The 24,657-nt window shown below is 66.0% G+C and carries 22 protein-coding genes and 2 tRNA genes; 11 read left to right on the top strand and 13 right to left on the bottom strand.

All coding sequences use genetic code 11. From position 1 onward, the window contains the following. Positions 1 to 8: 8 nt before the first annotated feature. Positions 9 to 674, bottom strand: coding sequence for a DUF502 domain-containing protein (locus ACOZ4I_RS08360; RefSeq protein ID WP_424004713.1), 666 nt, complete (start codon positions 672 to 674; stop codon positions 9 to 11). 137 nt (positions 675 to 811) lie between these two features. On the opposite strand from ACOZ4I_RS08360, the gene ACOZ4I_RS08365 reads away from it, so the two are divergent. From ACOZ4I_RS08365 to ACOZ4I_RS08380, 4 genes are all read left to right on the top strand, one after another. Next, positions 812 to 886 (top strand) — tRNA-Glu (locus ACOZ4I_RS08365). Positions 887 to 1,099: 213 nt separating this feature from the next. Next, entirely contained in the window at positions 1,100 to 2,281 is a 1,182-nt protein-coding gene (gene glmU / locus ACOZ4I_RS08370; protein WP_424004714.1) for a bifunctional sugar-1-phosphate nucleotidylyltransferase/acetyltransferase, read from the top strand. Between the two features lie 118 nt (positions 2,282 to 2,399). After that, the gene (locus tag ACOZ4I_RS08375; protein WP_424004715.1) at positions 2,400 to 2,579 is read left to right on the top strand and encodes a DUF7576 family protein; all 180 of its coding nucleotides are present in this window, start codon (positions 2,400 to 2,402) and stop codon (positions 2,577 to 2,579) included. Positions 2,580 to 2,753: 174 nt separating this feature from the next. After that, entirely contained in the window at positions 2,754 to 4,739 is a 1,986-nt protein-coding gene (locus tag ACOZ4I_RS08380; protein WP_424004716.1) for an AMP-dependent synthetase/ligase, read from the top strand. A 5-nt stretch (positions 4,740 to 4,744) separates the two neighbouring features. Here ACOZ4I_RS08380 and ACOZ4I_RS08385 read toward each other — a convergent pair whose 3' ends face one another. The 7 genes from ACOZ4I_RS08385 to ACOZ4I_RS08415 form a co-directional block, all read right to left on the bottom strand. After that, entirely contained in the window at positions 4,745 to 5,134 is a 390-nt protein-coding gene (locus tag ACOZ4I_RS08385; protein WP_424004717.1) for a secondary thiamine-phosphate synthase enzyme YjbQ, read from the bottom strand. 38 nt (positions 5,135 to 5,172) lie between these two features. Then, the gene (locus ACOZ4I_RS08390; protein WP_424004718.1) at positions 5,173 to 6,159 is read right to left on the bottom strand and encodes a hypothetical protein; all 987 of its coding nucleotides are present in this window, start codon (positions 6,157 to 6,159) and stop codon (positions 5,173 to 5,175) included. Between the two features lie 109 nt (positions 6,160 to 6,268). Further along, positions 6,269 to 8,308, bottom strand: coding sequence for a SpoVR family protein (locus ACOZ4I_RS08395; protein WP_424004719.1), 2,040 nt, complete (start codon positions 8,306 to 8,308; stop codon positions 6,269 to 6,271). Beyond that, positions 8,305 to 9,615, bottom strand: coding sequence for a YeaH/YhbH family protein (locus ACOZ4I_RS08400; protein WP_424004720.1), 1,311 nt, complete (start codon positions 9,613 to 9,615; stop codon positions 8,305 to 8,307). The genes ACOZ4I_RS08395 and ACOZ4I_RS08400 overlap by 4 nt, the downstream gene beginning before the upstream one ends. After that, a complete protein-coding gene (locus ACOZ4I_RS08405; protein WP_424004721.1) occupies positions 9,606 to 11,888 on the bottom strand; it encodes a PrkA family serine protein kinase in 2,283 nt (760 codons plus the stop codon). Before ACOZ4I_RS08405 ends, ACOZ4I_RS08400 begins: the two co-directional genes overlap by 10 nt. After that, entirely contained in the window at positions 11,888 to 13,960 is a 2,073-nt protein-coding gene (locus tag ACOZ4I_RS08410; protein ID WP_424004722.1) for a PrkA family serine protein kinase, read from the bottom strand. Before ACOZ4I_RS08410 ends, ACOZ4I_RS08405 begins: the two co-directional genes overlap by 1 nt. A 440-nt stretch (positions 13,961 to 14,400) precedes the next feature. After that, positions 14,401 to 15,048 carry a bacterio-opsin activator domain-containing protein gene (locus ACOZ4I_RS08415; protein WP_424004723.1) on the bottom strand — a complete coding sequence of 216 codons (648 nt, stop codon included), beginning with the start codon at positions 15,046 to 15,048 and terminating at the stop codon, positions 14,401 to 14,403. A gap of 99 nt (positions 15,049 to 15,147) precedes the next feature. Between ACOZ4I_RS08415 and ACOZ4I_RS08420 the strand changes: the two genes are divergently transcribed. Next, positions 15,148 to 15,525 carry a DUF5820 family protein gene (locus tag ACOZ4I_RS08420; protein ID WP_424004724.1) on the top strand — a complete coding sequence of 126 codons (378 nt, stop codon included), beginning with the start codon at positions 15,148 to 15,150 and terminating at the stop codon, positions 15,523 to 15,525. 32 nt (positions 15,526 to 15,557) lie between these two features. Continuing rightward, on the top strand, positions 15,558 to 16,010 hold the full coding sequence (locus ACOZ4I_RS08425; RefSeq protein ID WP_424004725.1) for a UPF0179 family protein: 453 nt from the start codon (positions 15,558 to 15,560) through the stop codon (positions 16,008 to 16,010). 23 nt (positions 16,011 to 16,033) lie between these two features. Here ACOZ4I_RS08425 and ACOZ4I_RS08430 read toward each other — a convergent pair whose 3' ends face one another. The 3 genes from ACOZ4I_RS08430 to ACOZ4I_RS08440 form a co-directional block, all read right to left on the bottom strand. Beyond that, positions 16,034 to 16,603: a hypothetical protein gene (locus ACOZ4I_RS08430; RefSeq protein WP_424004726.1), complete on the bottom strand. Its 570-nt coding sequence runs from the start codon at positions 16,601 to 16,603 to the stop codon at positions 16,034 to 16,036. Positions 16,604 to 16,724: 121 nt separating this feature from the next. After that, the gene (locus ACOZ4I_RS08435) at positions 16,725 to 17,513 is read right to left on the bottom strand and encodes a succinylglutamate desuccinylase (protein ID WP_424004727.1); all 789 of its coding nucleotides are present in this window, start codon (positions 17,511 to 17,513) and stop codon (positions 16,725 to 16,727) included. 44 nt (positions 17,514 to 17,557) lie between these two features. Next, positions 17,558 to 18,040, bottom strand: coding sequence for a DUF309 domain-containing protein (locus ACOZ4I_RS08440; protein WP_424004728.1), 483 nt, complete (start codon positions 18,038 to 18,040; stop codon positions 17,558 to 17,560). A gap of 104 nt (positions 18,041 to 18,144) precedes the next feature. On the opposite strand from ACOZ4I_RS08440, the gene ACOZ4I_RS08445 reads away from it, so the two are divergent. The 5 genes from ACOZ4I_RS08445 to ACOZ4I_RS08465 all read left to right on the top strand — a co-directional run bounded on the left by ACOZ4I_RS08445 (position 18,145) and on the right by ACOZ4I_RS08465 (position 23,271). Beyond that, positions 18,145 to 18,228 (top strand) — tRNA-Leu (locus ACOZ4I_RS08445). Positions 18,229 to 18,677: 449 nt separating this feature from the next. Then, entirely contained in the window at positions 18,678 to 19,958 is a 1,281-nt protein-coding gene (locus tag ACOZ4I_RS08450; protein WP_424004793.1) for a PGF-CTERM sorting domain-containing protein, read from the top strand. A 211-nt stretch (positions 19,959 to 20,169) separates the two neighbouring features. Further along, a complete protein-coding gene (locus ACOZ4I_RS08455) occupies positions 20,170 to 21,789 on the top strand; it encodes a PGF-CTERM sorting domain-containing protein (protein ID WP_424004729.1) in 1,620 nt (539 codons plus the stop codon). Positions 21,790 to 21,845: 56 nt separating this feature from the next. Continuing rightward, positions 21,846 to 22,367: a metal-dependent hydrolase gene (locus ACOZ4I_RS08460; protein WP_424004730.1), complete on the top strand. Its 522-nt coding sequence runs from the start codon at positions 21,846 to 21,848 to the stop codon at positions 22,365 to 22,367. 559 nt (positions 22,368 to 22,926) lie between these two features. Further along, positions 22,927 to 23,271, top strand: coding sequence for a hypothetical protein (locus tag ACOZ4I_RS08465; RefSeq protein WP_424004731.1), 345 nt, complete (start codon positions 22,927 to 22,929; stop codon positions 23,269 to 23,271). Between the two features lie 34 nt (positions 23,272 to 23,305). Here ACOZ4I_RS08465 and ACOZ4I_RS08470 read toward each other — a convergent pair whose 3' ends face one another. Next, positions 23,306 to 24,337: a proline racemase family protein gene (locus ACOZ4I_RS08470; protein ID WP_424004732.1), complete on the bottom strand. Its 1,032-nt coding sequence runs from the start codon at positions 24,335 to 24,337 to the stop codon at positions 23,306 to 23,308. Further along, on the bottom strand, positions 24,334 to 24,657 hold the full coding sequence (locus ACOZ4I_RS08475; RefSeq protein ID WP_424004733.1) for a hypothetical protein: 324 nt from the start codon (positions 24,655 to 24,657) through the stop codon (positions 24,334 to 24,336). Before ACOZ4I_RS08475 ends, ACOZ4I_RS08470 begins: the two co-directional genes overlap by 4 nt.

Here is a 24,657-nt window from a genome sequence, read left to right on the forward strand (position 1 = left end):
CAGTCTGGTCACGGCTGACCGGGCGTCGCCCGGTCCAGTTCGTCCTCGTCGAGTTCGATGACGCCGTCGGACTGGGCCATGCCGGTCGTCATCAGCAGCCGAATCGCCGCGCGGACGCTCAGGTCCGACTCGTAGGTCTGACTCTCGGGGACCAGCACGAGCATCCCCTGGGTCGGGTTCGGACTGCCCGGAACGAACACGCTCGAAACGTCCTCGTCGGCTGCCTCGGCCGCGTCACGCGGCCCGTCCCCGGTCTTCAGTCCCAGCTGGTAAACGCCTTCTCGCGGGTACTCGACGTAGACGACGGACTCGTAGTCCGACCGACGGTTGACGACGGAAGAGGTCATCTGGCGGATGCTCCCGTAGATCGTTCGGACGACGGGGACGAAGTTCACGAGCTGGCCCGTCCGACCGAACAGGCGCTGGCCGACGCTGCGCTGGGCGACGTAGCCGAGGACGACGATCAGCGCCACGAGCACCGAAAGCGTCAGCAACTGTGCGAGCAGGAAGTTGTCGGCCGTCAGCGTGGCGAGGCGCGTCCCCCGGATGAAGGGGTCGAGGAAGCCGCCGACCCAGCCGAGGACGATGCGCACGATGACGACGGTCGCCACCAGCGGGCCGACGAGGACGAGTCCGGCGAGGAAGTTGCTCTTGAGAAACGATTTGAGGCGCATACCGACAGACCGACAGCGAGCCGAATAAACTGTGTGGCGGGTATCACTGCGTTGACAGCCATTCGTCAGTGGGACGCATCCACAGGAAGCCGGGATTTCGATGGGGTTAAATTGGAGCACCCGAAACGCCAGAATGCGCTCGGTTGGTGTAGTCCGGCCAATCATCTTGGCCTTTCGAGCCGAGGACATGGGTTCAAATCCCATACCGAGCACATTCCTGCCGCGAACAAGTCCGTGAGCGGCTGGTGGGCGTGGATTTGAATCACGGCAGCCCGAACGACGTGAGGGCTGGCATCGGGTTCAAATCCCATACCGAGCACATTCCTGCCGCGAACGAGTCCGTGAGCGCCGGCTGTCTGTCGCTTTCCACCTCGCACCGAGCCCACAGCGGTAGGTATTTTTCGGGGCCGGGAGAGGCCCCGACCATGCAAGCTGTCGTACTCGCGGCGGGAGAAGGCACACGGATGCGGCCGTTGACCGAGCAGACGCCGAAGCCGATGCTCCCGGTCGCGGACCGGCCGCTGGTCGCACACACCGCCGACACCGCCATCGAGGCCGGGGCCGACGAACTGATCTTCGTCGTCGGCTACGAGGCCGAGGCGGTCCGGTCCTACTTCGGCGACCACTACGGCGGCGTCCCCGTCTCCTTCGCCGTCCAGGAGCGCCAGCAGGGCACGGCCGACGCCGTCGCCGCGGCGCGCGAGCACCTCGACGGCCCATTCGCCGTCCTGAACGGCGACAACCTCTACGACGCGGCGAGCCTCGGCGCGCTGTTCGACGCCGCGCCGTCGGTCGCCGCCTACCGCGTCGAGGACCCCACGAGCTACGGCGTGCTCTCGACCGACGGCGACACCGTGACCGGCATCGTCGAGAAGCCGTCGGACCCGCCGACGGACCTCGCCAACGCCGGCGCGTACGTCTTCCCCGCCGCGGCCCGCGACTGGCTCGACGTGCCTCTCAGCGACCGCGGCGAGCGCGAGATTACGGACGTGCTCGCCCGGGTCGTCGAGGAGTCGACTGTCACCGCTGTCGAGGTGGACCGCTGGCTCGACGTGGGCCGGCCGTGGGAACTGCTGGAAGCGAACGAGTGGAAGCTCGGCGAACTGGAGCGCCGCCTCGATGGCGAGGTCCGCGGCGACGCCGACCTGCGCGGCGAAGTGGTCGTCGAGGAGGGCGCGGTCGTCGAACCGGGCGTCGTCGTCGAAGGGCCGGCGCTGATCCGCTCGGGCGCGCACGTCGGGCCGAACGCGTACGTCCGCGGCGCGACGCTGCTCGGCGAGGACACCCACGTCGGCCACGGCGTCGAACTCAAGAACACCGTCCTGATGGCGGGCTCGAACGTCCCGCACGTCTCCTACGTCGGGGACAGCGTCATCGGTCGCGACGTGAACTTCGGCGCGGGGACGCAGGTGGCCAATCTGCGTCACGACGGCGAGCCGGTCCGGCTGACGGTGAAGGGCGACCGCGTCTCGACGGGACGACGGAAGTTCGGCGTCGTCGCCGGCGACGGGGCCAAGACGGCGATCAACACGAGCCTCAACGCGGGCGTCGTTCTCTCTTCGGGTGCGACGACGACGCCCGGCGAGTCGGTCACGCGGGATCGGTGAGGCGGGCGATCTACTTGCTCGGATTCGAGTACCGATTTCGACCCTGATTGCGTGTAGGATCGTTACGTACGGGCCAAGTATATGGGATTAAGTGGCGTGAAAAACACCCTCAACTAAGATGGTCGACCCCACATCCGATCACCACGAAGATATCGACGAGGACGAGGCACCGGAGTGTGCCACCTGCGGCGAGCCGATCGTCAACGAGGTGACCCACCGCGTCATCACCTGGATCGAGGACGAGAGCGTCCAGACGGCGCACTTCTGCGACGAGGACTGCCGGATGGAGTGGCAGTAGGCGCGCGGGCGACTGACCACCGCTCTCTCGACCGACGCTTCTGTCTGCCGTGGGACGACGGCGCTCTTGTTTCCCTCGGCGCGACGCGCTTCTTGCCTACCAAAGAAACTCCCGGAAACTGACCGACTGTTAACACCCTGCACGTATTTGGGTCTACCACCAGAATACGACGGTATGACCGGGGGCGACCGGACGGCCGACTGGCGGACTGCAGAGCGGGAGTACACCGACGAGGTGATCGGCGACGACACCCTCGGCGAGATGTTCGCCGCGAGCGCCGAGCGCAACGCCGACAGCACGGCCCAACTGTACAAGGGCGGCGTCTACGACCGCTCGCTGACCGACGACGTGATCGCATCGGCCCCCAACGGCGACTACGCGGCGATTTCCTACGAGCGAATGAACGATCTCGTCCGGCACCTGGCCGCCGGCTTCCGGGATCTGGGCGTCACGCCGGACACGCGCGTCGGCATCTACGCCGACACCCGCATGGAGTGGGCCCTGTGTGACTTCGCGCTCCTCTCGGCCGGTGGCGTGGTGACGACGGTGTACACCGACTCGTCGGCGAATCAGGTCGAGTACCTGCTCTCCGACCCGAACGCGAGCGCCGTCGTCGTGGAGAACGAAGCACTCCTCCAGCGCGTGCTCGCCGTCGAGGACGACCTGTCGCTGGAGTTCGTCGTCGTCATGGACGACCACGACGTGGACCGCGACGACGTGTACTCGCTGGCCGGCGTCTATCGCCGCGGCGTCGAGGCGTTCGACGAGGCGACGTACCGGTCGTGGCTCGACGAGCGCGACCCCGACGACCTCGCGGGGCTCATCTACACCTCTGGGACGACGGGCCAGCCCAAGGGGGTGCGGCTCACTCATCGGAACTTCCGGGCGAACGTCAATCAGACGCGCAGGCGGATCGGACCCCGCCCGGACAAGCACCCGGACCTGCCGGCGATCACCACCGATACGCGGTCCGTCGCGTTCCTGCCGCTGGCGCACGTCTTCGAGCGCCTCGCCGGGCACTTCCTCATGTACGCTTCCGGGGCCGCCGTCGGCTACGCCGAGAGCCCGGACACGCTGGCCGACGACCTCGGCAAGATCCGGCCCACGACCGGCGCGAGCGTCCCCCGGGTGTACGAGCGTATCTACGACAACATGCGCACAGAGGCGGGCCAGTCGGCCCTCAAAGAGCGGATCTTCGAGTGGTCGATGGACGTGGCGCGGGCGTACGCCCGGACGGACGACCCCGGCCCGCTGCTCGCCGCCAAGCACTCGCTCGCCGACCGTCTCGTCTACAGCACGGTCAAAGAGCGCCTCGGCGGCAACGTCGAGTACATGGTCAGCGGCGGCGGCAGCCTCTCGAAGACGCTCTGTGAGACGTTCCTCGGGATGGGGATCACGGTCATCGAGGGCTACGGGCTCACGGAGACGTCGCCGGTGCTGACGGTGAATCCTCCCGAGGACGTCAGGCCGGGGACGCTCGGGCCGCCCGTTCAGGACGTCGAGGTACGCATCGACACCGGTGTCGTCGACGGGAGCGAGTTCGACGGCGTCGACGGCGAGGTCGGCGAACTCCTCGTCGCGGGCCCGAACGTCACTGACGGGTACTGGAACGACGCCGACGCGACGGCCGCGGCGTTCACCGAACTCGACGGTTCGCGCTGGTTCCGCACCGGGGACATCGTCGAGCAGACGCGCGACGGCTACCTCGTCTACCACGACCGTATCAAGGAACTGCTCGTCCTCTCGACGGGCAAGAACGTCGCGCCCCAGCCCATCGAGGACGCGTTCGCCACCAGCGAGCGCGTCGACCAGGTCATGGTCGTCGGCGACGACCAGAAGTATGTGGCCGCGCTCGTCGTCCCGAATTTCGAGGCGCTCGGGCGCTGGGCCGACAACGAGGGCATCGACCTCCCGGCGGACCCGGAGGCCCAGTGCGAGGACGAGCGCGTGCGCGAGTGGGTTCAGGAAGCGGTCGACGAGGTCAACGCGGACCTCGAACGCGTCGAGCGCATCAAGGCGTTCGAACTCGTCTCTCGCGAGTGGACCGCCGAGAACGACCTGCTCACCCCCTCGATGAAGAAGAAACGCCGTAACATCCGCGGCGAGTTCCGCGAGAAGCTCCGGGAGCTGTACGGGCCCGAGCAGTTCGAACCTGCCTGACCGAGTTACTCGACCACGACGTCGACCGCGCGCTCTCGCGGCCCGTCGCAGTCGACCAGCAGCACCGACTGCCACGTCCCCACGTCGAGGCTCCCGTCCTGGACGGGAATCGTCTCGCTCGGCCCGACCAGCATCGCCCGGACGTGCGAGTCGGCGTTGCCGTCGAGTTCGTCGTGGGCCCAGCCGGTGTCGGGCACGAGGTCGGCGAGCGCGTCACCGAGGTCGCCGAGCAGTCGCGGCTCCGCCTCGTTGACGGTGACGCCGGTCGTCGTGTGCCGCGCGAACACAGTACAGGTCCCCGACGCGTCCGCCGGCAGGGCCGCCTCGACCCGGCCGGTGATGTCGACCACTGACAGCCGCTCGTCGGTCGAAACGGTGAACCGATTGGTGGTCATGGCGGTGACTACGGTCGGCCGGGACTCAAACACTCCGGTCAAGAGGGTGTCGCGGAACTGTCACTCGGGACGACGCGGACGCCCGTGGGCCCGTATGCGATTGCGTCGTCGCGGTCGTTGACGCTCGCGCCGTCGAGATACAGCGTCGCCGTCGCGGTTCCGAGGTCGGCGGTGATCGCGCCGTTCGTACTCTCCATCGTGGAGGCGTTCGCCCGGACGTCGCCGTTCGATTCGAGCGTCACGTCGCTGTTCTGCGACGCGAGCGATGCGCCCGTTACGTCGAGGATCCCGCCGCCGTTCCGCGTCGCCGAGAGCCTGACGTAGTTGTTCCGCGAGGAGAGGTCCGCGTTTCGGGCCGAGACCGTGCGCCCGGCCAGCGTGACGTGGCTGTTCTGGGCCTCGATGTGGCTTCTGTCGGCGTCGAGGGCAGCGTCCGTCGTGATCTGGACGTTCCCGTTCTGGGCGTCGATGTCGGTCCCGGAGACGTTCACGGCCTCGCCCGCCGAGAGCGTCACGTCGCTGTTCTGTGACGCGACCGTCCCGTCCGTCAGCGAAATCTCGCCGTTCGGCGCGTCGACGGCGACTGCCCCGTTCTGGGAGTCGAGCGTGCCGCCGTCGAGGGTCACGTCGCCGTCGACCGCCGTCAGCGAGACGTCGCCGTTCTGTGCGGAGACCGAGCCGCCGTACGTGATCGCGCCGGCCCGGATCTGCACGTCGCTGTTCTGCTGGTCGACCGACTCGACGCTCTCGGGGACGACGAGGTTCGCCGACGGATCGTCGAAGTCCGCCAGTTCGGCCGCCGAGTAGGTCGTCTCGCCGGCGTCGTACCGGCCGTTGCCGTTGGCGTCGTCGAAGGACTGCCCGTTGGGCGGCCCCGACGACCCGGCGGTGATCTGGACGGTCCCCGAGGCGGTGCCGTCGTCCGACAGCAGGCCGTAGGTGACGCCAGCCCCCGCGCCCGCAGTCGCGACTAGCCAGACGACGACCAGTACCGCGAGCCCCCCAGTTCGCGTTCGTTTGTCCATCAGACAGTGAGCGCCGGCCGGCGCTCCACACACCCGGGAGACAGTCGTCTCCCCGGACACATAATGGCACCTATCGTATCGATCCGGAAAACGGCGGCTGTGGCCCCGCTCAGGCCAGCCACTCGTCGGGCTTCGTGTTGTAGTCGATATCGGTCGCGGTGAGGTGTTCGACCTCCGACCAGTCCACGTCGCTGATGACCACGTCCTCGCCGTCGTACCGGATGCGCTTGCCGACCTCCTCGGGCTCGGGCTCGCGGTCGCGCCGCTTGGCGACCTCCACGTCGTGGTCGTCGAACTCCTTGACGATGGTCAGGAGGTTCACGGGTCTGCCCCAGAGCTCGAAGGTCCGCTTGAGCACCTCCTTGGCCTGGTTGATGTCGAGCATCACGCCGTTGTACTGGTGGGCCAGCAGCAGTTCGTTGCGGTTCTGGTAGTTGCCGTCCTCGACGACGATGGTCGGCTTCCCGAAGTTGGTGAACTGCAACATCAGCTTCTTCTTCACGTCCTCGTGGTCCGTCGAGGTGACGCGGTAGTCGCCCGAGGCGTGGGTGTACTCGTAGGTGAAGTAGTCGTTGTCGTCGACGAACTCCTGGGTGAGGAACTCGTCGAGGAAGGTCACGTCGTTGTGGCTCTCGCGGATCTCGCGCATCCGCTCCCAGCCGCGGGTGTAGTCCACGTCCGCGAGCGCCGCCTCGACGCTGTCGTAGCGCGAATCGTCGAACATGTAGCGGGCGGTCCGCTCCAGTTCCTCCTGGCCGACGCGGGAGACGAAGCCTCGGTACTGGGGCTTGACGAGCGAGTAATGGCGCTGGGCCAGTCCCTCGTAGGTCAGCACCTTCCACGGGTACTGCTCCACGTCGATCTCGCCGTCGCGGGCCGCCGCCAGCCCCTCGGCGTCGACCCGCGGGTCCTCCGGGTCGAGGTCGTCGAGGTGCGTCGGCACGTCCTGTAGCCACGCCGGCGGTTCGAGGTGCTCCTGAACCGCCGCGTAGTCGACGCTGTCGTCGAAGTTCCGCCAGGTGATGCCGTCGACGCGGAGCAGGCGCTCGATCACTTCCCGGCGGTTCTCCGTGTTCTCGACGTACTCCCAGATCTCCAGGCCGAGGCTGTAGGGGTTCAGTCCCCCCGAGCCGAGCACCTTCGACATGTGGTCGGCGTAGAGGACGAACTCGTCGTCGCCGGCGAAACCCTCGCCGGTCATCATCACGGACTCCCAGTAGCTCGCCCAACCCTCGTTCATGACCTTCGTCATCTTCTGGGGGGCGAAGTAGTACGCCTCGCGGCGCAGGAGTTCGAGCAGTTCCGTCTGCCAGTCCTCCATCTCGGTGGCGCGTTCGGCGTCCGCGTCGTACTGCATCCCGTGCTTGCGCAGGAAGCCGAGGATGTCCTTCTCGGGTTCGGCCGGGAACGTGACGTTCTCGTCGTCGTCGCGCTGGGCGTCCAGCCACTCGTCGTCGAACACCTGCCGCTTGACCTCCTCGGAGAGGTCGAGGTCGTCTAACTGGTCGGTTACGTCGGCCCCCTCCAGTTCCTCGAAGCGCTCGTCGACCGTCTCGACCGGGCTGTACGGCTTGTGCTGGTCGATATTGTCCTCCAGACAGAGGACGTGGTCGATGAACCGCTCGACCTCGCCGCGCTCGATCTCGGGGTCCTGCATGAACTCCTGGATGGTGTCGCCGTGGCGGGCGAGCATCCCGGCCGCGTCCGGGCCACGGCGGCGCTCGCCGCCGGACTCGTCGGTCGCGGTCCGCGAGGAGCCGTCGGTGAACATCCGGAACCACTCGTTGTTGGCGAAGAAGTCGGCGTGGGCCTCGACGTGGGTGATGACCGCCTTCTGGTCGGCCAGCGTGTTGGACTCCTGGAGGAAGGCGTGGGCGGGGTCGTCGTTGTTGACGATCTCGAAGGCCTTCCCGCCGAGGAACTGGCCCTGCTTTTGCTGGCGGTCGTACTGCATCCCCCAGCGCCAGTGCGGGTAGCGCTGCTGGAACCCGCCGTAGGCGATGAGCTCGTTCATCTCGTCGTAGTCGACGATCCAGTAGTTCACCGGATAGGGCTTGAGCCCGAGTTTCCGGGCGAGAGCGCCCGCCTCTTCGACGGGCTCTTCGAGGTCGTCGGCCACGCGCTGTTTCGCGAATCGGTCGTCGTTCATTGGTCCTCCGTGCTGAGTATCTCGTAGATGGCGTCCACCACGTCCTCCGGCGAGGAGACGTACGCGACCGCGACGTTGTCGGCGTCGCGGAAGCTCCGTTCGACCTCCTCGGCGTGGGTGGCGTTGATGGCGTTCCCGCTCGGCTGGGTCTCCACGTAGGCGTGGAGGTTCGCCGGGATCTGTTCCATCAGCGGGACGACCTTCTCCTCGGTGTCGTTCGAGGAGTTCTCGCTGTCGCCCGCCGCGAACACGTAGCGGTTCCACTCGCTCCAGGGATACTCCTCTTCGAGGATGGCCGCCGCGAGTTCGTAGGCGCTGGAGATGCGCGTCCCGCCGCCCGAGCGGATGCCGAAGAACTCGTCGCGCTCGACCTCCCACGCCTCCGCGTCGTGGGCGATGTAGACGAACTCCGCGTTGTCGTACTTGCCCGTGAGATACCAGTCCAGCGGCGTGAAGGTCCGCTCGACCAGTTCCCGCTTCTTCTGGCGCATCGAGCCGGACACGTCGCGGATGTTCACGACCACGACGTTCTTCTCGCGCTCCTCGACGATCTCGGGGTAGCGGTAGCGCTCGTCCTCCCGACGGAAGGGAATCTCGTCGACACCCTCCTGTCGGATGCGCTGGGAGGTCTCGACTCGCTCGACGTTCTCCTCCATCTCCTCGATGGACTCCCAGACGGCCTTCTCGTCGCCGGGCAGGTCCGCGTAGGCGTCGTCGATCCACGCCTTCGAGACCGGAATGTTCTGCTCGCGGGCCCACTCGTAGACGGTCGCCGGGCCCCAGCCGTCGACTTTCAGCGCCTCGCGGATGTAGTCCTCGTCGAAGTCCATCGCGAGCTTGCGCTTCAATCCCTTCTTGAACAGCCGTTCGAAGTCGAGCGTCGAGGAGGGGCCGGTCCGCGTGATGTCCGTGAAGTCGCCCTCCTTCTCCTCGATGACCTTCTTGCCCTTCGGTTCGAGGTCGAGCCCGAGTTGCTCGTCGAGCTCCTCGGCGAACTCCTCGGGGTCCATCTCGTAGTACTCGTGTTCGCCGCCCTCCTCGCCGGGCTCGCCGTCCTCGTCGCCGTCACCGGGCTGGGGCTGTGGCTGGCCGACCGGGTCGCCCTCCTCGGCCCCTTCGCCCTGGCCGACGCCGCCCATGTCGCGGCGGTCGTACTCGAACTCCGGCAGGTCGACGATCTTGATCGGGATGCGGACGGAGTCGCCCCGAGACTGGCCGAGGTCGCCGTACTGGATGAACTCGGCGAGGTCCTGGCGGCGCTCCTCGCCCACGTCGCGGTACCGTTCGAGGTCGTCTTTCAGTCCCATCTGTAGGTCACCTGGCTCATGACGTGCCTGCTCGTCAGTTCGGCCGACGCCTCGGTGTACTCGAACATGTCGACCATGTTGTCGAGGGTCTTCGCCTTGAGGCGGGCCGTCTCCGTGCCCGACGGTGGGTTGTCCCACTGCGCGGGCTCGAAGTCCTCGTAGGTCCGCTGGATGTCGTCCCAGTCGTAGCTCCCGAGGACGGTGTTGATGACCGGGATCTCCTTGGGGTTCACGTCGCTGACGCGGAACTCCTCGTCGCGGCGCTGCCACGCGTGGCGGTTCAGCGCCGTGATGATCTTGTCGGTGCGGAACTGCGTGACGGCGTGGTCGGGCTCGTTACCGTCGTAGTTCTTCTCGTCGAAGCGCCCGAGGTGCTCGATCTCGAACACCTTCATCTTCAGCGGGTCGGGGTCGACGAGTTCGCCGCGCTCGTTCTCGATCTGGTCGTCGGACTCCCAGGCGTAGACGTGCTCGATGTACTCTTCGACGGTCGCCTCGTCGACGCGCTTGTCACGCATCATCGCGTCGAGCACGTCCTGTTCCTGCTGGCCGAAGACGTAGTTCTTCACCGTGACGACCCGCTCTTCGTACTCCGTGGCCTCGCCGGTCGAGAACACGGGGGCGTCTTCGAGCCCCTCGGCGACGGCGTTGAGCACGTCCCGGGGCATCAGCACGTGCTCGACCGGGAGGTCGGGGTGGTGGCGGTCCTGCGTTTCGTGCAGCAGGTCGGCGATGATGTCCCGGACGTGGGTCACCGGGATGCCGTGGTCGCCGTCGTCGGCCGTCTTCTCTAACTGGTAGTCGTCGATGTCGACCCGCTCGTCGCCCTCCATGAGGTAGCCGCGGTCGAACAGCAGCGCCTTGTCCACGAGGTCGAGCCCCGTCGGAATCTCCGCGCTGTCGAGTCGCGAGACGACGGCGTACAGCGCCGCGGCCTCGATGGTGTGGGGAGGCAGTTCCTTCTCGGTGGCCGAGGCCACCTCGTCTCTGACCGAGATGGTCAGGGGCTCCTGAATCCACGTCTCCAGTTCCTCCCATGACTCGGGGTCCCAGACCGCCGTCTCGTTCGTGAGTTCCCGCCGGAGCAACTGCGCCTCCAGCGAGAGATTCGTCAGGTACGTGAACTCGTGCTTGTCGAGGCGGCGCTTCAGCGCCTTCAGCGGGTCCTGTCCCTCGCGGTCGGCGTGCTGATTGAGCTGCGCTTCGAGGTCGGGGTTCGAGATGATGACCAGCTGCGTGTCGACGTCCATCCCGATGCCCTTGTCGAGCTTGACGTGGCTCTCGTCGGGGACGTTCAGCAGCTTCTGGAGCAGGTCGGCGTGCTGGGCCGCGTCCTCGACGACGGTCAGCAGGCCGTTGCCCTGCGAGAGGACGCCGTCGTAGCTGAACGCCTGCGGGTTCTTCCGGCCGCGGGAGTCCAGTTCCCGGAGCATCCCGTGCATCCACGAGCCGACGAGACGCTCCTTGGGCGTGCCCTCGTCCTCCGAGTGGAGGACGCCGATGCCGTGGCCCACGTCCACGACGAAGTTCTTCACCCTGAGGTGCGAGGGCTGTGTGACGGCCGAGAACAGGTCCGTCTCGCCCTGTCGCCGGTACTGCTCTTCGAGGAAGTCGTAGGCCTCCCGCGAGAAGGGGTCGAGTTGGCCGTCGACGCGAATCGGGATGTGGTCGTCGAGGCGCTCGTTGATCTCGGCGACCAGGTCGGCGCGCACGTCGTTCGGGAACACCGTCAGCGGGTGGACCTGGACGGGGCTCTCGTACCAGTCGTCCTCGTCCTCGACCGGGGTGTTCCCGTAGGTCATGCTGGTGGCGTCGTTGCCGGCCCCCGCGACGTTCCACTCGACGGTGTAGCGCCGGCCCGCGGGTGTCTTCGAGTACTCTCGGAGGCCGTTGATGAGACAGCGCTTGAGTTCGGACTTGCCCGTCGCCGTCGGCCCCTCGAGCCAGATGATCTTCTCGTCTTTCCCGCGGCCCGCCGCGATGGAGCGCAGGTCGTCGACGAAGGCGTTCAGCACCTCGGTGTTGCCGAGGATGGCGTGCTCGCCGTCGTTGTGCGGGTCGTCGAAGAAGCGATAGCGCTCTTTCTCCTCGCCCTCCTCGATGACCGTTCGCGTGCCCGCCGCCTCGATGGCGTCGAGCAGGTACTTCGACGCGTGAGCGGCCACCTGCGGTGTTTCGAGGACGGCGTCGACGTACTCCGCGAGGCTCATCGGGGCCTCGTAGGCGGCGTCGAGCGACGCGTCCGCGCGATCGATGTACTCCTCGCCTGTCATTACTCTTCCATCTCGCTCTTGGCGACCTCCGCACCGGCGAATTCGAGCACCTCCTTGGCTCCCTCCTCGGAGTAGTGCTGTTCCATCAGCGCGTCGATCCACTGGTTGCGCTCCTCGTCGTCCATCTCCGAACTGGAGACCAGCGCCGAGAAGTTGATGTTGTGCTTCTTGTCCTCCCAGAGCTTGCGTTCGAGCGCGCGGCGCAGGCGGTCGTTGTCCTGCGGGTTGAACGTGTCACCCTCGCGGGCGCGCCGGGACACCCAGTTCGAGACCTCCTGTCGGAAGTCGTCCTTGCGGTCCTCGGGGAGGTTCAGCTTCTCCTCGACGGAGCGCAGGAACTGCTCGTCGGGCTCTTGCTCGCGGCCGGTGAGTTCGTCCTCGACGGTCGCGTCGTCGATGTAGGCCATCACGTGGTCCATGTACTTCTCGCCCTGGCGCTGGATCTCGTCCATGTCGTAGGCGAGCGCGTGGCGCACGTCCTCGATGGCCCGCTCCTTGTACTCCTCGCGGACGAGTTCGAGGTAGCGGTAGTACTGGTCGAACATCTCCTCGTCGATGGAGCCGTGGTTCTCCAGGTTGCCCTCGAGGTGGTTGAACGTCGTCAGCGGTGAGAGGAACTGCCGGTCGCGGTGCATCGAGTCCATGATGGCCTCGGCGATCTCGTCGCCGATGAACCGCGGGGAGACGCCGTCCATCCCCTCGCCGATATCGGCCACCTTGTCGGCCTCCTCGCGCAGTTTCTTCACGTCAACGTCGTCGGCCTCGTCGATCTCGCCGTTGTAGGCCTTGGCCTTCTGGACGAGGTCGACCGACTCGGTGTCGGGTTCCTCGATGCGGGTGAGAACGCCGAACAGGCCGGCCATCTCGAGCGTGTGGGGCTCGACCTGGATGTCCGGCAGGTCGGCGTTGCGCAGCATCTTCCGGTAGATCTGGGCCTCCGCCTCGTACTGGAGGACGTACGGGAAGTCGATGCGCTTGGTCCGGTCGTTGAACGCCTCCATCTTCTCGTCGCCCTTCTTGTCCCGGTACTCGGGCATGTTCGTCCGGCCGACGATCACCTGGTCGATGTCGATTCGGGGGTTGTTCTTGGGCTTGATCGTTTGTTCTTGACTCGCATGGAGGAAGTCGTAAAGGAACTCCCGCTGCAGTTTCAGTAGCTCCTCGCCGGAGAAGATGCCGCGGTTGGCGTTACAGAACGCTCCGGAGTAGTCGAACGCGCGCGGGTCGCTCTCGCCGTAGATGGCGATCTTCGAGTAGTTCACGTCGCCCGTGAGTTCCGTCTCGTCCTGGTTTTTCTTGTCCTTGGGTTCGAACGTCTCGATCCCGCGACGCTGGTTCTCGTCGGCGAGGAAGCGGATGATCTCGATGTGGTTCTCCAGGACGGTCTGGAGGTCGTCGTCGTACTCCGCCAGCAGCCGGTCCATGTAGAACTCCGAGGCGGGGTCAAGCGACTGCTCGTTGCGAATCGTGTAGGGCGCGTCGAGCGCCTCGTTGATGTCATCGATGACTTTGTCGCGTTGCTTCTGGGGGAGCAACACGAGCGGGTCCTGGTTCATCGGCGACCGGACCACGTCGTCGGCGGGATCCTGGTCGTGGATCACGTCACAGAGGTTCGTCCACCGGAAGGTGTACATCCGGCCGTCCTCGTTGCTCGTGTAGTCCTCGAAGTACCGCCGGACCTGTCGGTCGAAGTCGGACTTCCCGGAACCGACGGGGCCAAGCAGCAGCTTGATGCGCTTCTCGGGCCCGAGGCCGCGAGCGCCCGATTTGACCTTGTTGACGAACTCGTGGATCGCCTCGTGGATGACGCGTCCGTAGAAGGTGTTCTCGCCGTCGTTGAGCGGGTCCTCGCTCGCCAGTTCGTACTCGACGACGCCGGCGTCTTCGTCGTACGTCGTTCCGTAGTAGTCGAACATGTCCGCGACGCGCTGGTGCGCGTTGCGGGCGATTCGCGGCTCGTCGTACAACTGTTGGAGATACCAGTCGAACGGGTGCGTCTTCCGCAGGTCCGCTGGTATCGTGTCACGGTACTCCTTGCTCAGCGCTTCTAGTGTCTCGTTGTTCTTGCTCATACTCTCTCAGTGCAGTCGTCTCGTGGATGAACGCGGCCGACCACGCCACAGACGCCACGGGGAAGTCCCGCGGATTCGTTTCGGAAACAGTCCGTCGTCGATACCGCTCGCTCCGTGCGCGCTCGGGTGCGGACGCCGGATGACCCAACCGAAGCGGGTCGACGCGTGTGCCCTTCCATGGCTAACCTGCCCGGGGAACGCGGGGACGCCTCCCGGAATGGTAACGGGTGACAGTGCGAGACTGTTTCCGATACTATTTATTGTATGAGCCTTTCGCGAATAAGTACCTTTTCCCGACACGCATATAACGCCGGATGTTTTCACCCCTCGAATCGGACCGGAATGCGGCGATGGAGACGACTATCTCTGACGAAGCCCGACAGGCCGTTCGTCGTCGTTTATAAGCGGTGTCCGACGGGGCGGCCCCACGGCGTCGGTATTCAGTCGTGGTCCGCGAGGAGCATCGTCTCGATGAGGTTTCGGTACCCACGACGGAGCCTGGCGGCGTAGGCCTGTCGCGAGATGTCGAGTTCGGCCGCGAGCGATTCGAGGTCGGGGCGATCTGAGTCGCCGTAGTACCCCCGCTCGTAGGCGAGCAGCATCGCCTCGCGCTGCCGGGCCGTGAGCGTCTCCGTCCCGTCGCCGTGGTCCGTCAGCCGACTGAGTCGCGTGAGCGTCACGTCGATGCCGTGTTCAGTGCAGTAGGACTGAAACCCCGAGATACCCTCGCCGGTCTCGTCGCGGAGTTCGAACAGCCAGCCCTCATGCGACCCGCTTGCCGAGACGACGGTGACGCCCGACTCGGAGATGGCCTGCATGATGCCGAGGTACTCGGGTTTCCAGACCGCCTTGAACAGCCCCTTCCCGTCGACCGTCTCGAGGAGCGTGACGGCCCGCAGTTCGTGGATGCGTTCGAGCGCGGCCAGCACCGCGTCGAGGTCGTCGTCAGCCACCCAGAAGTACGGCATCGCCGTGTCGCCGCTCGGCACCACGCGGTCGAGTTCGAACGTCGCCGCAGGCCGCTCGTCGAACACCGTTCCCAGGGGGAACGAAGCCGCCGGGAGCGTGAACCGGGCGATGGATGCCATGGCAGACTATTGAACAGATAGCGTCGTAAAGCTGTCCAGTGGTCGACACCACCGCCACCGACCCGCTGGATTCTTGCCCGTCGGTCCGAATCCACGCGTATGGACCTGTCGGCCCTCTCGGCGGACTGGACGGTGTGGAACGAGACCGAGGAGAAACTCATCCTCGCCTACCGCCCGGACGTGTTCGATACCGAGCGCTTCCCCGCACCCTGCCTCCCGACCATCTATCTCACGCGCGGCCGACGGACCCGCCGTCCCGGTGCTGAGCGGACCGGACAGGACTGGTACGTCACGCTCTACCTCGAACCGGAGGTCGAACGCGACGCCGACAGCTACGAGACTCGCGACGCCGCCGTCGAGGGGGCGGTCGACCTCGCGAACCGCTTCGCCGAGGGCTCGCTCGACTACCGCTCGCTGTATCAGGTCCCCCGCGACGCCTACCTCGACGAGCTCGACGACCTGACCGGTCGGACCTGACACTTTAATCCGCCGGTCGTCTAGTGACGGCTATGACTACTGTCACGCTCGTCGGCACCCGCCTCGCGGAGGTCGGCGAGGAGTTCGTCTACCGCGGCGAGGCCAGCGGCTGTGAGGGCTGTCCGTATCGCGACCAGTGTCTCAATCTCACGGCGGACCGCCGGTACCGCATCACCGACATCAGACAGAGCGGGCAGACCCTCGACTGCGCGGTCCATCAGGACGGCGTCCGGGCCGTCGAGGTCGAGCCGGCACCCATTCGGGCGAACGTGCCGTCGAAGGGAGCCTACGCGGGCAGCAAAGCCAGACTGGCCGGCCCGTGTCCGCACACGGAGTGTCCCAGCCATCCCTACTGCGAACCGGCTGGGGCCGACTTCGACGGCGAGTACCGTATCGACGACATCGTCGGGGACCCGCCCCACGACTACTGCATGCTCGACCGCGACCTCACGCTGGTGGAGTTCGAACCGCCGGAGGACACCTGAACGGTGCGTCGGTCGACCGGCAGTCAGTCCCGCCAGCTCTCGTAGGCGTTGCGACCGACCACCCCGAGGCCGAACCAGCCGATGAGGTTGGCGAGGAGCTGTCCGATCAGGGGAATCGCAAACGGCAGCGCCAGCACGACCGCGCCGACGACGGCGTCTTTCGCCCCGACGGACTCTCCGCGGGTGCCGGCCACCATGTTTCCGAGCCAGACGGTCGTCACGCCGAACCCGATGAGCTGGAGGACCGCGAGGAGGATGAGCCCCGGAATCGTGACGATGAGGCCGATGATGGTGATCGCCAGCACGACGAGTCCGATGGGAACGAGGACGCCGAAGGCGAACCCCCAGCCGAACGCGCTGCCGGGGTCGTCCTGAATCTCTCGCACCCTCTCCGTCGTGTACTCGGGACCGAGGACGGCACAGGCCCCGCCGAGGATGAGATAGATGACGAACGAGACGCCGAACCGGATGCCGATCCGAGCCGGGAGGCCGAGACCGGTGCCTGCTGTGGGTGACTGTGCGGCTGCGATACCCGAGAACCCGACGACTGCGGCGAGGCTTCCCAGGCCGGCGAGCGTGCGTTTGGAGGGCATTGGCGCGTCTCCCCGTTTCGACACCGTGGACAAGTGCTTTGCGTCTATCGAGTGGCTGTCACGAGCGATCGGCGGGACCGCTGTGGGTGTCGCCGCACCGCTCAACTCCGCAGGTCGCCGCTCAGTCCAACACGCCGATGCGGTCGGCCGTGTAGCCGAACACGTCCTCGTAGCCGTAGGCGGAGAGCAACACCGGATGGAACGGCTCCTCCGCCACGATCTGTTCGCCGTCGGCGGCGGCGACCGGCTCCCCCTCGTTCACGGCCTCGAAGTTCCGGGCGTACACCTCGTACTCACCGGCGGCGGCCTTCGGAATCGGGTCTCTGAGCTGGAACACCGGCAGGGATTCCTGAATCGCGTTCGGGTCGGATTCTGTGACGCCGGTCGCGGCGAGGAACTCCCGTATCACTTGCTCGGCGTTCTCGGCGGCCGCCGCCGAGCCCTGGTAGCCGCACTCGACCTCGATCGTCGCCGGGATCGCAGAGAAGATACGGCCCTCGTTGGCCCCCTGGGTCCTGACGACCGCGTCGATCGAGAGCCGCGGGCAGACGCGCCGGATCATCGGCGTGATCTCGTCGACGAGTGCGAACATCCCGTCGTAGGACTGCGTCGAGTGCAGTCCGAGAACCGTACAGTCCGATAGTTCCGCCGTCAGGCGAGCGGCGAGGCGCTCCTCGTGTAAGTCGCTGTCCGGGTCGCCGGGGAATGCCCGGTTCAGGTCGGTGTCGAGGTAGCGGACTCCGGCCTCGAGTGCCTCCTCGTTCGCCACCACGAACTTGACCGGTCGCTGAACCTCGGGCGGGTCGGCGAGCACCGCTTCGATCCCGTCCCGGCCGCACGGCTCGTCCCCGTGGATACTTCCGATCACGGCAATCTCGGGCTCCCCGTCACCCAGTTGCTCGATACGCATTTACGCGGGATAACGTTCCCAGCCTTTAGAACTGTCCGATTCGGTCAGTGGTCCAGCGACTCGGCGAACTCGACGTCCTCCGGGCGGCAGGTTGGATACCCGCCGTCGAGTCGGATCTGCCAGCCGTGCAGCGCCGTCGGGTCCGTGAGGGCGTTCGTGACCACGGTGCGTACGTCGAGCAGATCGACCCCGTAGTAGTCGTTCGGCACGCCCCGGAAGTACTGAAGCGAGGTTCGGAACAGCGACCGCATCCCGTCGTCGTCCTCGAAGTCGAAGTGTTTGTACGCGCCGGCGGCCACCTGGACCATCCCGTGGAGGAACTTCGACTCGGTCGAGCCCCGGCCGTAGTTGTACCACTCGTCCTCGAAGCAGTCGTGCGATTCGTGGAACTCGCCGGAGTTGTAGAGGCGGACCCCGTGTACGACCGCCCGGCGGAGGGTCTCGTGTTCCCACTGGCCGTCGGTGCGCCACCCTGACGGGTCCCCTTCGGGCGGGTCCACCGTCGGGTCCCGCGTGTGGTCGTCCATACCGAACCTATCGGTGTCCCCGTGGGTCAACCCTCCGATTCGGACAGTCCGCATTCGTACGACCTTTATAGCGCACCGACAGAGTTGGGACTGCGAGCACGCGTGCGAGGGTAGCCAAGCCAGGAAACGGCGGCGGACTCAAGATCCGCTCCCGTAGGGGTCCAAGGGTTCAAATCCCTTCCCTCGCACTGACCGACCGCTATCGCCGCCGGGCGGTGTCGCCGATGGCGACGACGCCCGGGACGTGAAAGCGGTCGGGACGAGGGCCACCACGGTCCCTCGCACACAGTGCGGGAAGATCCACGGAGCGATCTTCCCTCGCAACTCCTGCTACCGAACCGACGAGAGCCGTGCGTCCCCCTACCGGGGTCGCGGGAATCGGCAAGTCGGTCTATGGTACCTACGTTCGTGTTCCACTTCTATCCGATTACGTTGCACTCGGAGACGGATATATATCAGTAACCGATAATCATAGATTCGGTGAACGTCTCGCCGGGGTGTTTCCACTAACCCACAGACGATAGCGGGATTTGGCAATCTCTTAGTTTTGTCACTGCGCAAGAACTATACCGGATGCATTTGAATCATGTCAGTAATGATGGACCCACCACCGGTTCGAAACGCGATCGTCGCCACGATGGCCGTCGCGCTGGTACTGGTCGCACCGCTCGCCGTAACGGCTCCCGCCGGAGCGACCCCCGTCGCCGAGGGACAGACGACCTCGCTCTCGGACAACGTCGACATCTGGAACCGATCGCCGCTCCCGTTGCGGACGACAACGAACGGTTCTACGACGGTCGTCGCACCGCGAACGTTCATCAACGTCGAATCGGCAGCCACCGGCGATCTGCCGGTAAACAAGCGCACAGTGACCGTGTACGACCGCAACCAGACGGTGAACATGTCCTTCGAATCCCGTGTCGGCGCGGGGACGACCGCGCTCGCGGGTGACGAGGCGCAGTTACTCGCCGTCAACCTGACGGCCTCGCCGAGCGCGGAGGGCGTCGGTAACGGCAGCGTCCAGATGAATCTGGAACGCCTCTTCCGTAACAACTCCAACGTGACCTCGGCCGAACTGCTCGACGACGCCGAGGGCGTCGGGACGTTCGACGAGGACGGCGAACTCGACGCGTCCTACACCCCCGAATCGAGCGGTGCGTACGCCTTCGTCCTGGTGTCCGTCGACGACGGACCGGGTGTGTCCGTAGAGGACGACTCCGTCTCGGTGGACGGGAACGTGACCGTTGTCGGCGTCGAACAGGCGCTCGTTCGAGAGAACGCCTCGACGGTCGAACCCACGGAGAACCGCCTCAACCCCGGCGACAACGTCACGCTCGACGTGGAGACGGACCTCGAGAACGAGTCGGCCACGCACGCCGTCATGCTGGTCCGGAAGGGCGAACTCCAGCGCCAGTCTAGCACCGTGCGTGTGACCGGCGAACTCGACGAGAACTTCTCGAGCGAGCAGGTCTCCGTCGAGACCTCCTGGGACCGCGTCAGCGGCGTCGCGACGATCGAGAACGGGACGATGATCGGGAACACGAACGTCACCGACCTCCAGACCATCCCCGCCACCGGATTCGCGGGGCTGTTCGGGATGGTGCTCTCCGGGGCGACGACGACCGGGAACGCCTCGGGCGAGGTGATCCACGCCTCGGCGACGGTCGCCTCCGACGGACCGAACGCGAACGTGACCGTCGAGACGCTCGACTCGTGGCCGAACGGTGCCTACGAGTACGTCCACGTCGCGGTCAGTAACGAGACCGGGACTGTCTACACCGACAGCGGCACTGTCGCACTGAGTCAGGCCGGTGGACAGAACGGCCAGGGACCACCGGACAACGCTGGTGGACCGGGTGAGACGGGGCCGCCGGACAACGCTGGCGGTCCGAACGACGACGAAACGGACGAAGAATAACGCACGCGACGACCCGCGCCCGAACTTCTCTCACTCTCTCCGACGGGACCCCTGCCTCAATCATTCCGTCGGACGCCCTGCTTTGCATCGCGGAGTGACGCGTTCCCCTGGTTCCGAGTCCCCTTCGCTCTCTGCGCTCGGGTTATCGAGGCTGCTCCCAGGAATGTCAGTGCAAAAGAAATATATTATAACGGACTGGATTGTCTCGACAATGGTACTCCGTCAGTCCGCGAAAACCGCCCTGATCTGTACGATCGCAGCGGCGTTGCTCCTCTCGTCCCCGCTGGCCGCCACCTCGGTCGCGATGCCCGTCCCTAGCGGGCAGACGACGACAGTCACCGACGGCGTCGACGTCTGGGAGCGGTCGCTCCTCCCGCTGCGGACGACCTCCGACGGCGCGACGACGGTCACCGCCCCGAACGCGTTCGTCAACATCGAATCCGCATCGACCGGTGACATCCCGCTGAACCGCGACGCGATGACGATTCACCAGTCGGGCGAGCCGATCGAGATGCGCTTCGAATCCACGACCGGTGCCGGAACGTCGGCAGTCGCCGGCGAGGAGGCCCAGCTCCTCGCCGTCCGCCTGTCCGAGCGCCCGAACGCGACCGGACTCGGTGGCGCGGGGACGGACCTCGCCGCCGTCTTCGGTAACGACTCCGACGTGGCGTCGGCCGAACTACTGGACGACGAGGAGGGGGTCGGTTCAATCAGCGACGACGGCGCGCTCGACGCGTCGTACACCCCCGACGACGGCGGGACGTACGGCTTCTTCCTGGTGACCGTCGACGACGGCTCGGGTCTGTCGGTCGACGGGACGAACGTCTCCGTTGACGGGAACGTGACTATCGTCGGCGTCGAACAGACGCTAGTCCAGGCCGACGCCTCGACCGTCGAGGCGACGGGATCGCAACACAGCGTCGGTGACAACGTGACCTTCGCCGCCGAGACCGCGGCGGACGACGAATCGGTCTCTCACGCGGTCGTGCTGTTCCGCCCGGACGAACTCGCGAGCCAGTCTAGCACCGTGACGGTGTCGGGCGAATTGAGCGGCCCCCTCTCCGAAGACCAGGTGTCCGTCGAGAACTCCATCACCGGCGTCAGTGGCGTCTCGACGGCCGACGGCAACCGCGTCCTCGGCGTCGACCTCGACGGGTCGCCCACGCTACCGGCCGTCAGTTTCTCCGGCCTCTTCGGCCTCGTCTTCACCGAGGCGTCGCCACAGGCGGGGTCCGGTGACGGCGTCATTCACGCCTCCGGGGCGGCGGTCACCGACGACCCGACGGCGAACGTGACCGTGGAGGCGCCCGACTCGTGGCCCAGCGGCTCGTACACGTACGTCCACGTCGCGGTCGGCGAAGAGACGGGACAGTTCTACAGCGAGTCAGGAAACATCTCGCTCAGCGAGGCCAACAGTACGAACGGAACCGACGACACGACGGAGACGCCGAGTGGCGGCGACGACGGAAGCACGGGCGGATCCGGTGACGGTGGTTCGAGTGATTCCGACAGCGGTGGGAACGACAGTGACGACGGCGACGGGTCGAACTCCGACGGCGGCGGGGCGGCTCCGTCCACCGACACCGAGACGACGACGGACGCGACCGAAACCGGAACGGCGACGGACTCGGAAGAGACGACCACCGACGATCCGACTGCGACGGCCGTGGACACCGACGTGACGACCTCCGACGGCGGTGGCGGTCAGCCGCCGACCGACGGCGAGACGGCTACGACGGTCCAGACGACGAGCGGAAGCGGCCCGGGATTCACCGCGCTGGCCGCCGCGATCGCCCTGCTCGGCGCGGGATTCCTCGCCCGACGGCGGTAGGTCTCCGGTCACGACCGCCGCACAGCTTTTGTACGGGTATCGCCTGATGCCGGTAGATGCTGCCCCTCGGTCACCTCGTCGTCGCCCTCCTCCCGGTGACACTGTACACGCTGGTCCGAAAGCGCCGGCTGCCGACCGGAACGGTCGTGGTCCTGCTCGTCCTCGCGACGCAGCTCCCCGACCTGATCGACAAGCCGCTGGCGTGGACGTTCCACGTGTTACCCAGCGGTCGAATGTTCGCCCACTCCCTGGTGGTGAGCCTCCCCGTTCTGGCTGGCGTCACCGTCCTTGCACATCGTCGTGGCGAGGGGCGGCTCGGTCTGCTCTTCAGCGCCGCCTACCTCTCGCACCTCGCGGGGGACTTCTATCCGATCCTGTACCGCGGGACCGACTACTACTTCTTCCCGAACCTGTTCTGGCCGCTGCTGGCGGCGAATCCCGACCGCGCGCCCTCGTTCGCCGCTCACGGGCCCGAGAGCGTCCTGTCGCTGTTCGTCTGGGTCACCGTCTTCGGCTGTGTCACTTGCTACGGCATCGTCTCGATGTACCGACGGCGCCGCCCCGCTGCACCTGTGTGAGCCGAGCCCATTGAACCCACGCGCGTCTCCAGTTTCACGCCAGCGACAAGCGTCTCTAGCGATGTTCGTCCCACTTCCCAGAACGAGTCCTGAGCGCCCGTACTAGTGGCTCCCTAATTTGTCTTTTGGTTGAACATTCTTTTGCAGGGAAGCGTGTTCTTATACGGTCATCTATCCCACATTCATCTGAGTTGAAAGGACATGGGGAAATACGCAAAACCATCCCGCGCCGCGAAGATCAAGTGTATCGAGTGTAACTCACCGGTCGTGACGACTGTGGACGGGGAATACATCTGCGTCAACTGTGGCGGGACGCCGATCGAACCGTCGATCCGTTCCTGACACCGACTTTCGAATCGGGGTCTCGACCACCGACCGCGGTCGACGCTCGCCACGCGAGTGACACGATCGAAGACCGGCCCTCGCGCGACCAACCCGGCTCGACGTGTGTCTCGCTCGTGACGCTGTGCCGCGACCCTCAGTAACCAGGGTAGGGCCCTCGCTCGGTCGAAACGTGACCCTAGGTGTTTATCAGCGCTCACACATCTTATTACGGGTAATGGACGACCCCCTTCCCGATATCATTCTGCAACCGGGCCTGGACCGCGTGTTCGAGGCGCTGTTCACACGGCGACGGAGACTGATATTGTTCATGCTGCAGCGGAGCGACCCACGGCCAGTGGTCGATTTCCTGCCGCGGAGCGCCAAAGCGAGCGAGTCGACGAGCATGCAACTCCAGCAGGACGACCTGCCGCGACTGGCCAGCCTCGGATACATCGACTGGGACAGAGACGCCGGCGAGGTGTCGAAAGGAGACCGGTTCGAGGAACTCGAACCGATGCTCGACCTCCTCGAAGACCACGCCGACGAGTTCCACGCGGCGTGGTCGAACGGCCGACGCTGAACGGTCGGTCGCGTCGGGGAACGGGGTCTGTGGGCTACTCGCCGCTCGGAGAGAGACGCAGGCCGGTGATCGGATCCCGCGGATCTTTTACGAACGTGTGGCTGCCCGTGATCCGGGCTGAGCCGGTGATCGTCGGGACAGTCAGGGTGACGCCGTCGCGCTCGTGCGTGTCGACGATCCGGCCCTCGAACCTGGTGCCGACGATGCTCTCGTGCGGGTACGGTTCGTCGACCGTGAGCGCTTCCTCGTCGTGCAAGAGCGCCATCTTCGCACACGTCCCGGTCCCGCAGGGCGAGCGGTCGACCTGCCCGTCGCCGAAGACGACGATACTACGATCTACGTCGTCGGATCCGTCGTAGATCTCGGTGATCGAGACGCGCCCAGGGTCGCCGGTGAGCGGGTGTTCGATGTCGAGGGCGTCGTTGACGGCGTCGCGGATTTCGAGGCCCCAGTCGACGAGGTCGTCGGCTCGGGAGGTGTCGACCGACACGCCGAGGTGGTCGCTGTCGACCAGCGCGAAGTAGTTGCCGGCGTAGGCGACGTCGACCGGAAGCGGCGAGTCCAGGAACGAGACGGGAACCTCGACCGTGTCGTAGACGAACGACTCGACGTTCTCGATGGTGACCGCTTCGACGCCGTCTTCGGCGTACTGGGGCGTCGATTCGACGATGCCAGCCGGGGTCTCGACGCGGATGGTCGGCTCGGCCGAGAGATGACCCAGTTCGACCAGCGCGGTCACGATGCCGATGGTTCCGTGACCGCACATGTCCAGATAGCCCTCGCTGTCCATGAAGAACGCGCCGATGTCGGCGTCGCCGTCCCGTGGCTCGACGAGGACCGCGCCGAACATGTCGTCGTGGCCTCGCGGCTCCCGCATCAGCAGTTCGCGAACCCAGTCGTACTGCTCGGCGAAGGAGTCGCGCTTCGCGCGAACGCTCTCGCCGTCCAGCGTCGATCGATCGACGCCGTCGAGGAGGATGCGCGTCGGTTCTCCCTCGGTGTGCGTGTCGACCGTCGTGAACGAGGCGTCCACGGGTACGTCGCCGAGGTCACCGTCGATGTTCATTCCTCAATCGTCTCCAGGTCCTCGATCTGCTCGGGCGTCCAGTCGTAGTACGGTTCGTCGATCGCTCGGAGGGTCCGTACGCACTCGTTGTAGCGTTCCCGCGCCACCGGCGCGTATGAATCGTTCGGGTTCGTCTGAATCCACTCGCGGAGTTCTTCGAGCGCCCTGGGCGAGTAGCTGTCGATGTTGTCCTGTCGCTCGAGCAACTCGAGCTTCCGGTCTTCGGAGCGCATCGACCTGACGAGGATGGCGGTCGCGACGCCGGGCAGGACGAGTATCGAGAGGGCCATCGTCACCCAGGCGAGGGTCGAGAGTGCCAT

Source organism: Haloarcula salina (assembly GCF_049603855.1).
Lineage (GTDB): Archaea > Halobacteriota > Halobacteria > Halobacteriales > Haloarculaceae > Haloarcula > Haloarcula salina_A.

Excerpts from the sequence above, each read along its gene's own strand:
- ACOZ4I_RS08395 (WP_424004719.1), bottom strand. The coding sequence starts at position 8,308 with ATGAACGACGACCGATTCGCGAAACAGCGCGTGGCCGACGACCTCGAA.
- glmU (WP_424004714.1), top strand. The coding sequence starts at position 1,100 with ATGCAAGCTGTCGTACTCGCGGCGGGAGAAGGCACACGGATGCGGCCG.
- ACOZ4I_RS08405 (WP_424004721.1), bottom strand. The coding sequence starts at position 11,888 with ATGACAGGCGAGGAGTACATCGATCGCGCGGACGCGTCGCTCGACGCC.
- ACOZ4I_RS08435 (WP_424004727.1), bottom strand. The coding sequence starts at position 17,513 with ATGCGTATCGAGCAACTGGGTGACGGGGAGCCCGAGATTGCCGTGATC.
- ACOZ4I_RS08465 (WP_424004731.1), top strand. The coding sequence starts at position 22,927 with ATGGACGACCCCCTTCCCGATATCATTCTGCAACCGGGCCTGGACCGC.
- ACOZ4I_RS08360 (WP_424004713.1), bottom strand. The coding sequence starts at position 674 with ATGCGCCTCAAATCGTTTCTCAAGAGCAACTTCCTCGCCGGACTCGTC.
- ACOZ4I_RS08420 (WP_424004724.1), top strand. The coding sequence starts at position 15,148 with ATGGACCTGTCGGCCCTCTCGGCGGACTGGACGGTGTGGAACGAGACC.
- ACOZ4I_RS08440 (WP_424004728.1), bottom strand. The coding sequence starts at position 18,040 with ATGGACGACCACACGCGGGACCCGACGGTGGACCCGCCCGAAGGGGAC.
- ACOZ4I_RS08380 (WP_424004716.1), top strand. The coding sequence starts at position 2,754 with ATGACCGGGGGCGACCGGACGGCCGACTGGCGGACTGCAGAGCGGGAG.
- ACOZ4I_RS08430 (WP_424004726.1), bottom strand. The coding sequence starts at position 16,603 with ATGCCCTCCAAACGCACGCTCGCCGGCCTGGGAAGCCTCGCCGCAGTC.
- ACOZ4I_RS08390 (WP_424004718.1), bottom strand. The coding sequence starts at position 6,159 with ATGGACAAACGAACGCGAACTGGGGGGCTCGCGGTACTGGTCGTCGTC.
- ACOZ4I_RS08460 (WP_424004730.1), top strand. The coding sequence starts at position 21,846 with ATGCTGCCCCTCGGTCACCTCGTCGTCGCCCTCCTCCCGGTGACACTG.
- ACOZ4I_RS08415 (WP_424004723.1), bottom strand. The coding sequence starts at position 15,048 with ATGGCATCCATCGCCCGGTTCACGCTCCCGGCGGCTTCGTTCCCCCTG.
- ACOZ4I_RS08400 (WP_424004720.1), bottom strand. The coding sequence starts at position 9,615 with ATGGGACTGAAAGACGACCTCGAACGGTACCGCGACGTGGGCGAGGAG.
- ACOZ4I_RS08470 (WP_424004732.1), bottom strand. The coding sequence starts at position 24,337 with ATGAACATCGACGGTGACCTCGGCGACGTACCCGTGGACGCCTCGTTC.
- ACOZ4I_RS08450 (WP_424004793.1), top strand. The coding sequence starts at position 18,678 with ATGGCCGTCGCGCTGGTACTGGTCGCACCGCTCGCCGTAACGGCTCCC.
- ACOZ4I_RS08475 (WP_424004733.1), bottom strand. The coding sequence starts at position 24,657 with ATGGCACTCTCGACCCTCGCCTGGGTGACGATGGCCCTCTCGATACTC.
- ACOZ4I_RS08375 (WP_424004715.1), top strand. The coding sequence starts at position 2,400 with ATGGTCGACCCCACATCCGATCACCACGAAGATATCGACGAGGACGAG.
- ACOZ4I_RS08385 (WP_424004717.1), bottom strand. The coding sequence starts at position 5,134 with ATGACCACCAATCGGTTCACCGTTTCGACCGACGAGCGGCTGTCAGTG.
- ACOZ4I_RS08455 (WP_424004729.1), top strand. The coding sequence starts at position 20,170 with ATGGTACTCCGTCAGTCCGCGAAAACCGCCCTGATCTGTACGATCGCA.
- ACOZ4I_RS08410 (WP_424004722.1), bottom strand. The coding sequence starts at position 13,960 with ATGAGCAAGAACAACGAGACACTAGAAGCGCTGAGCAAGGAGTACCGT.
- ACOZ4I_RS08425 (WP_424004725.1), top strand. The coding sequence starts at position 15,558 with ATGACTACTGTCACGCTCGTCGGCACCCGCCTCGCGGAGGTCGGCGAG.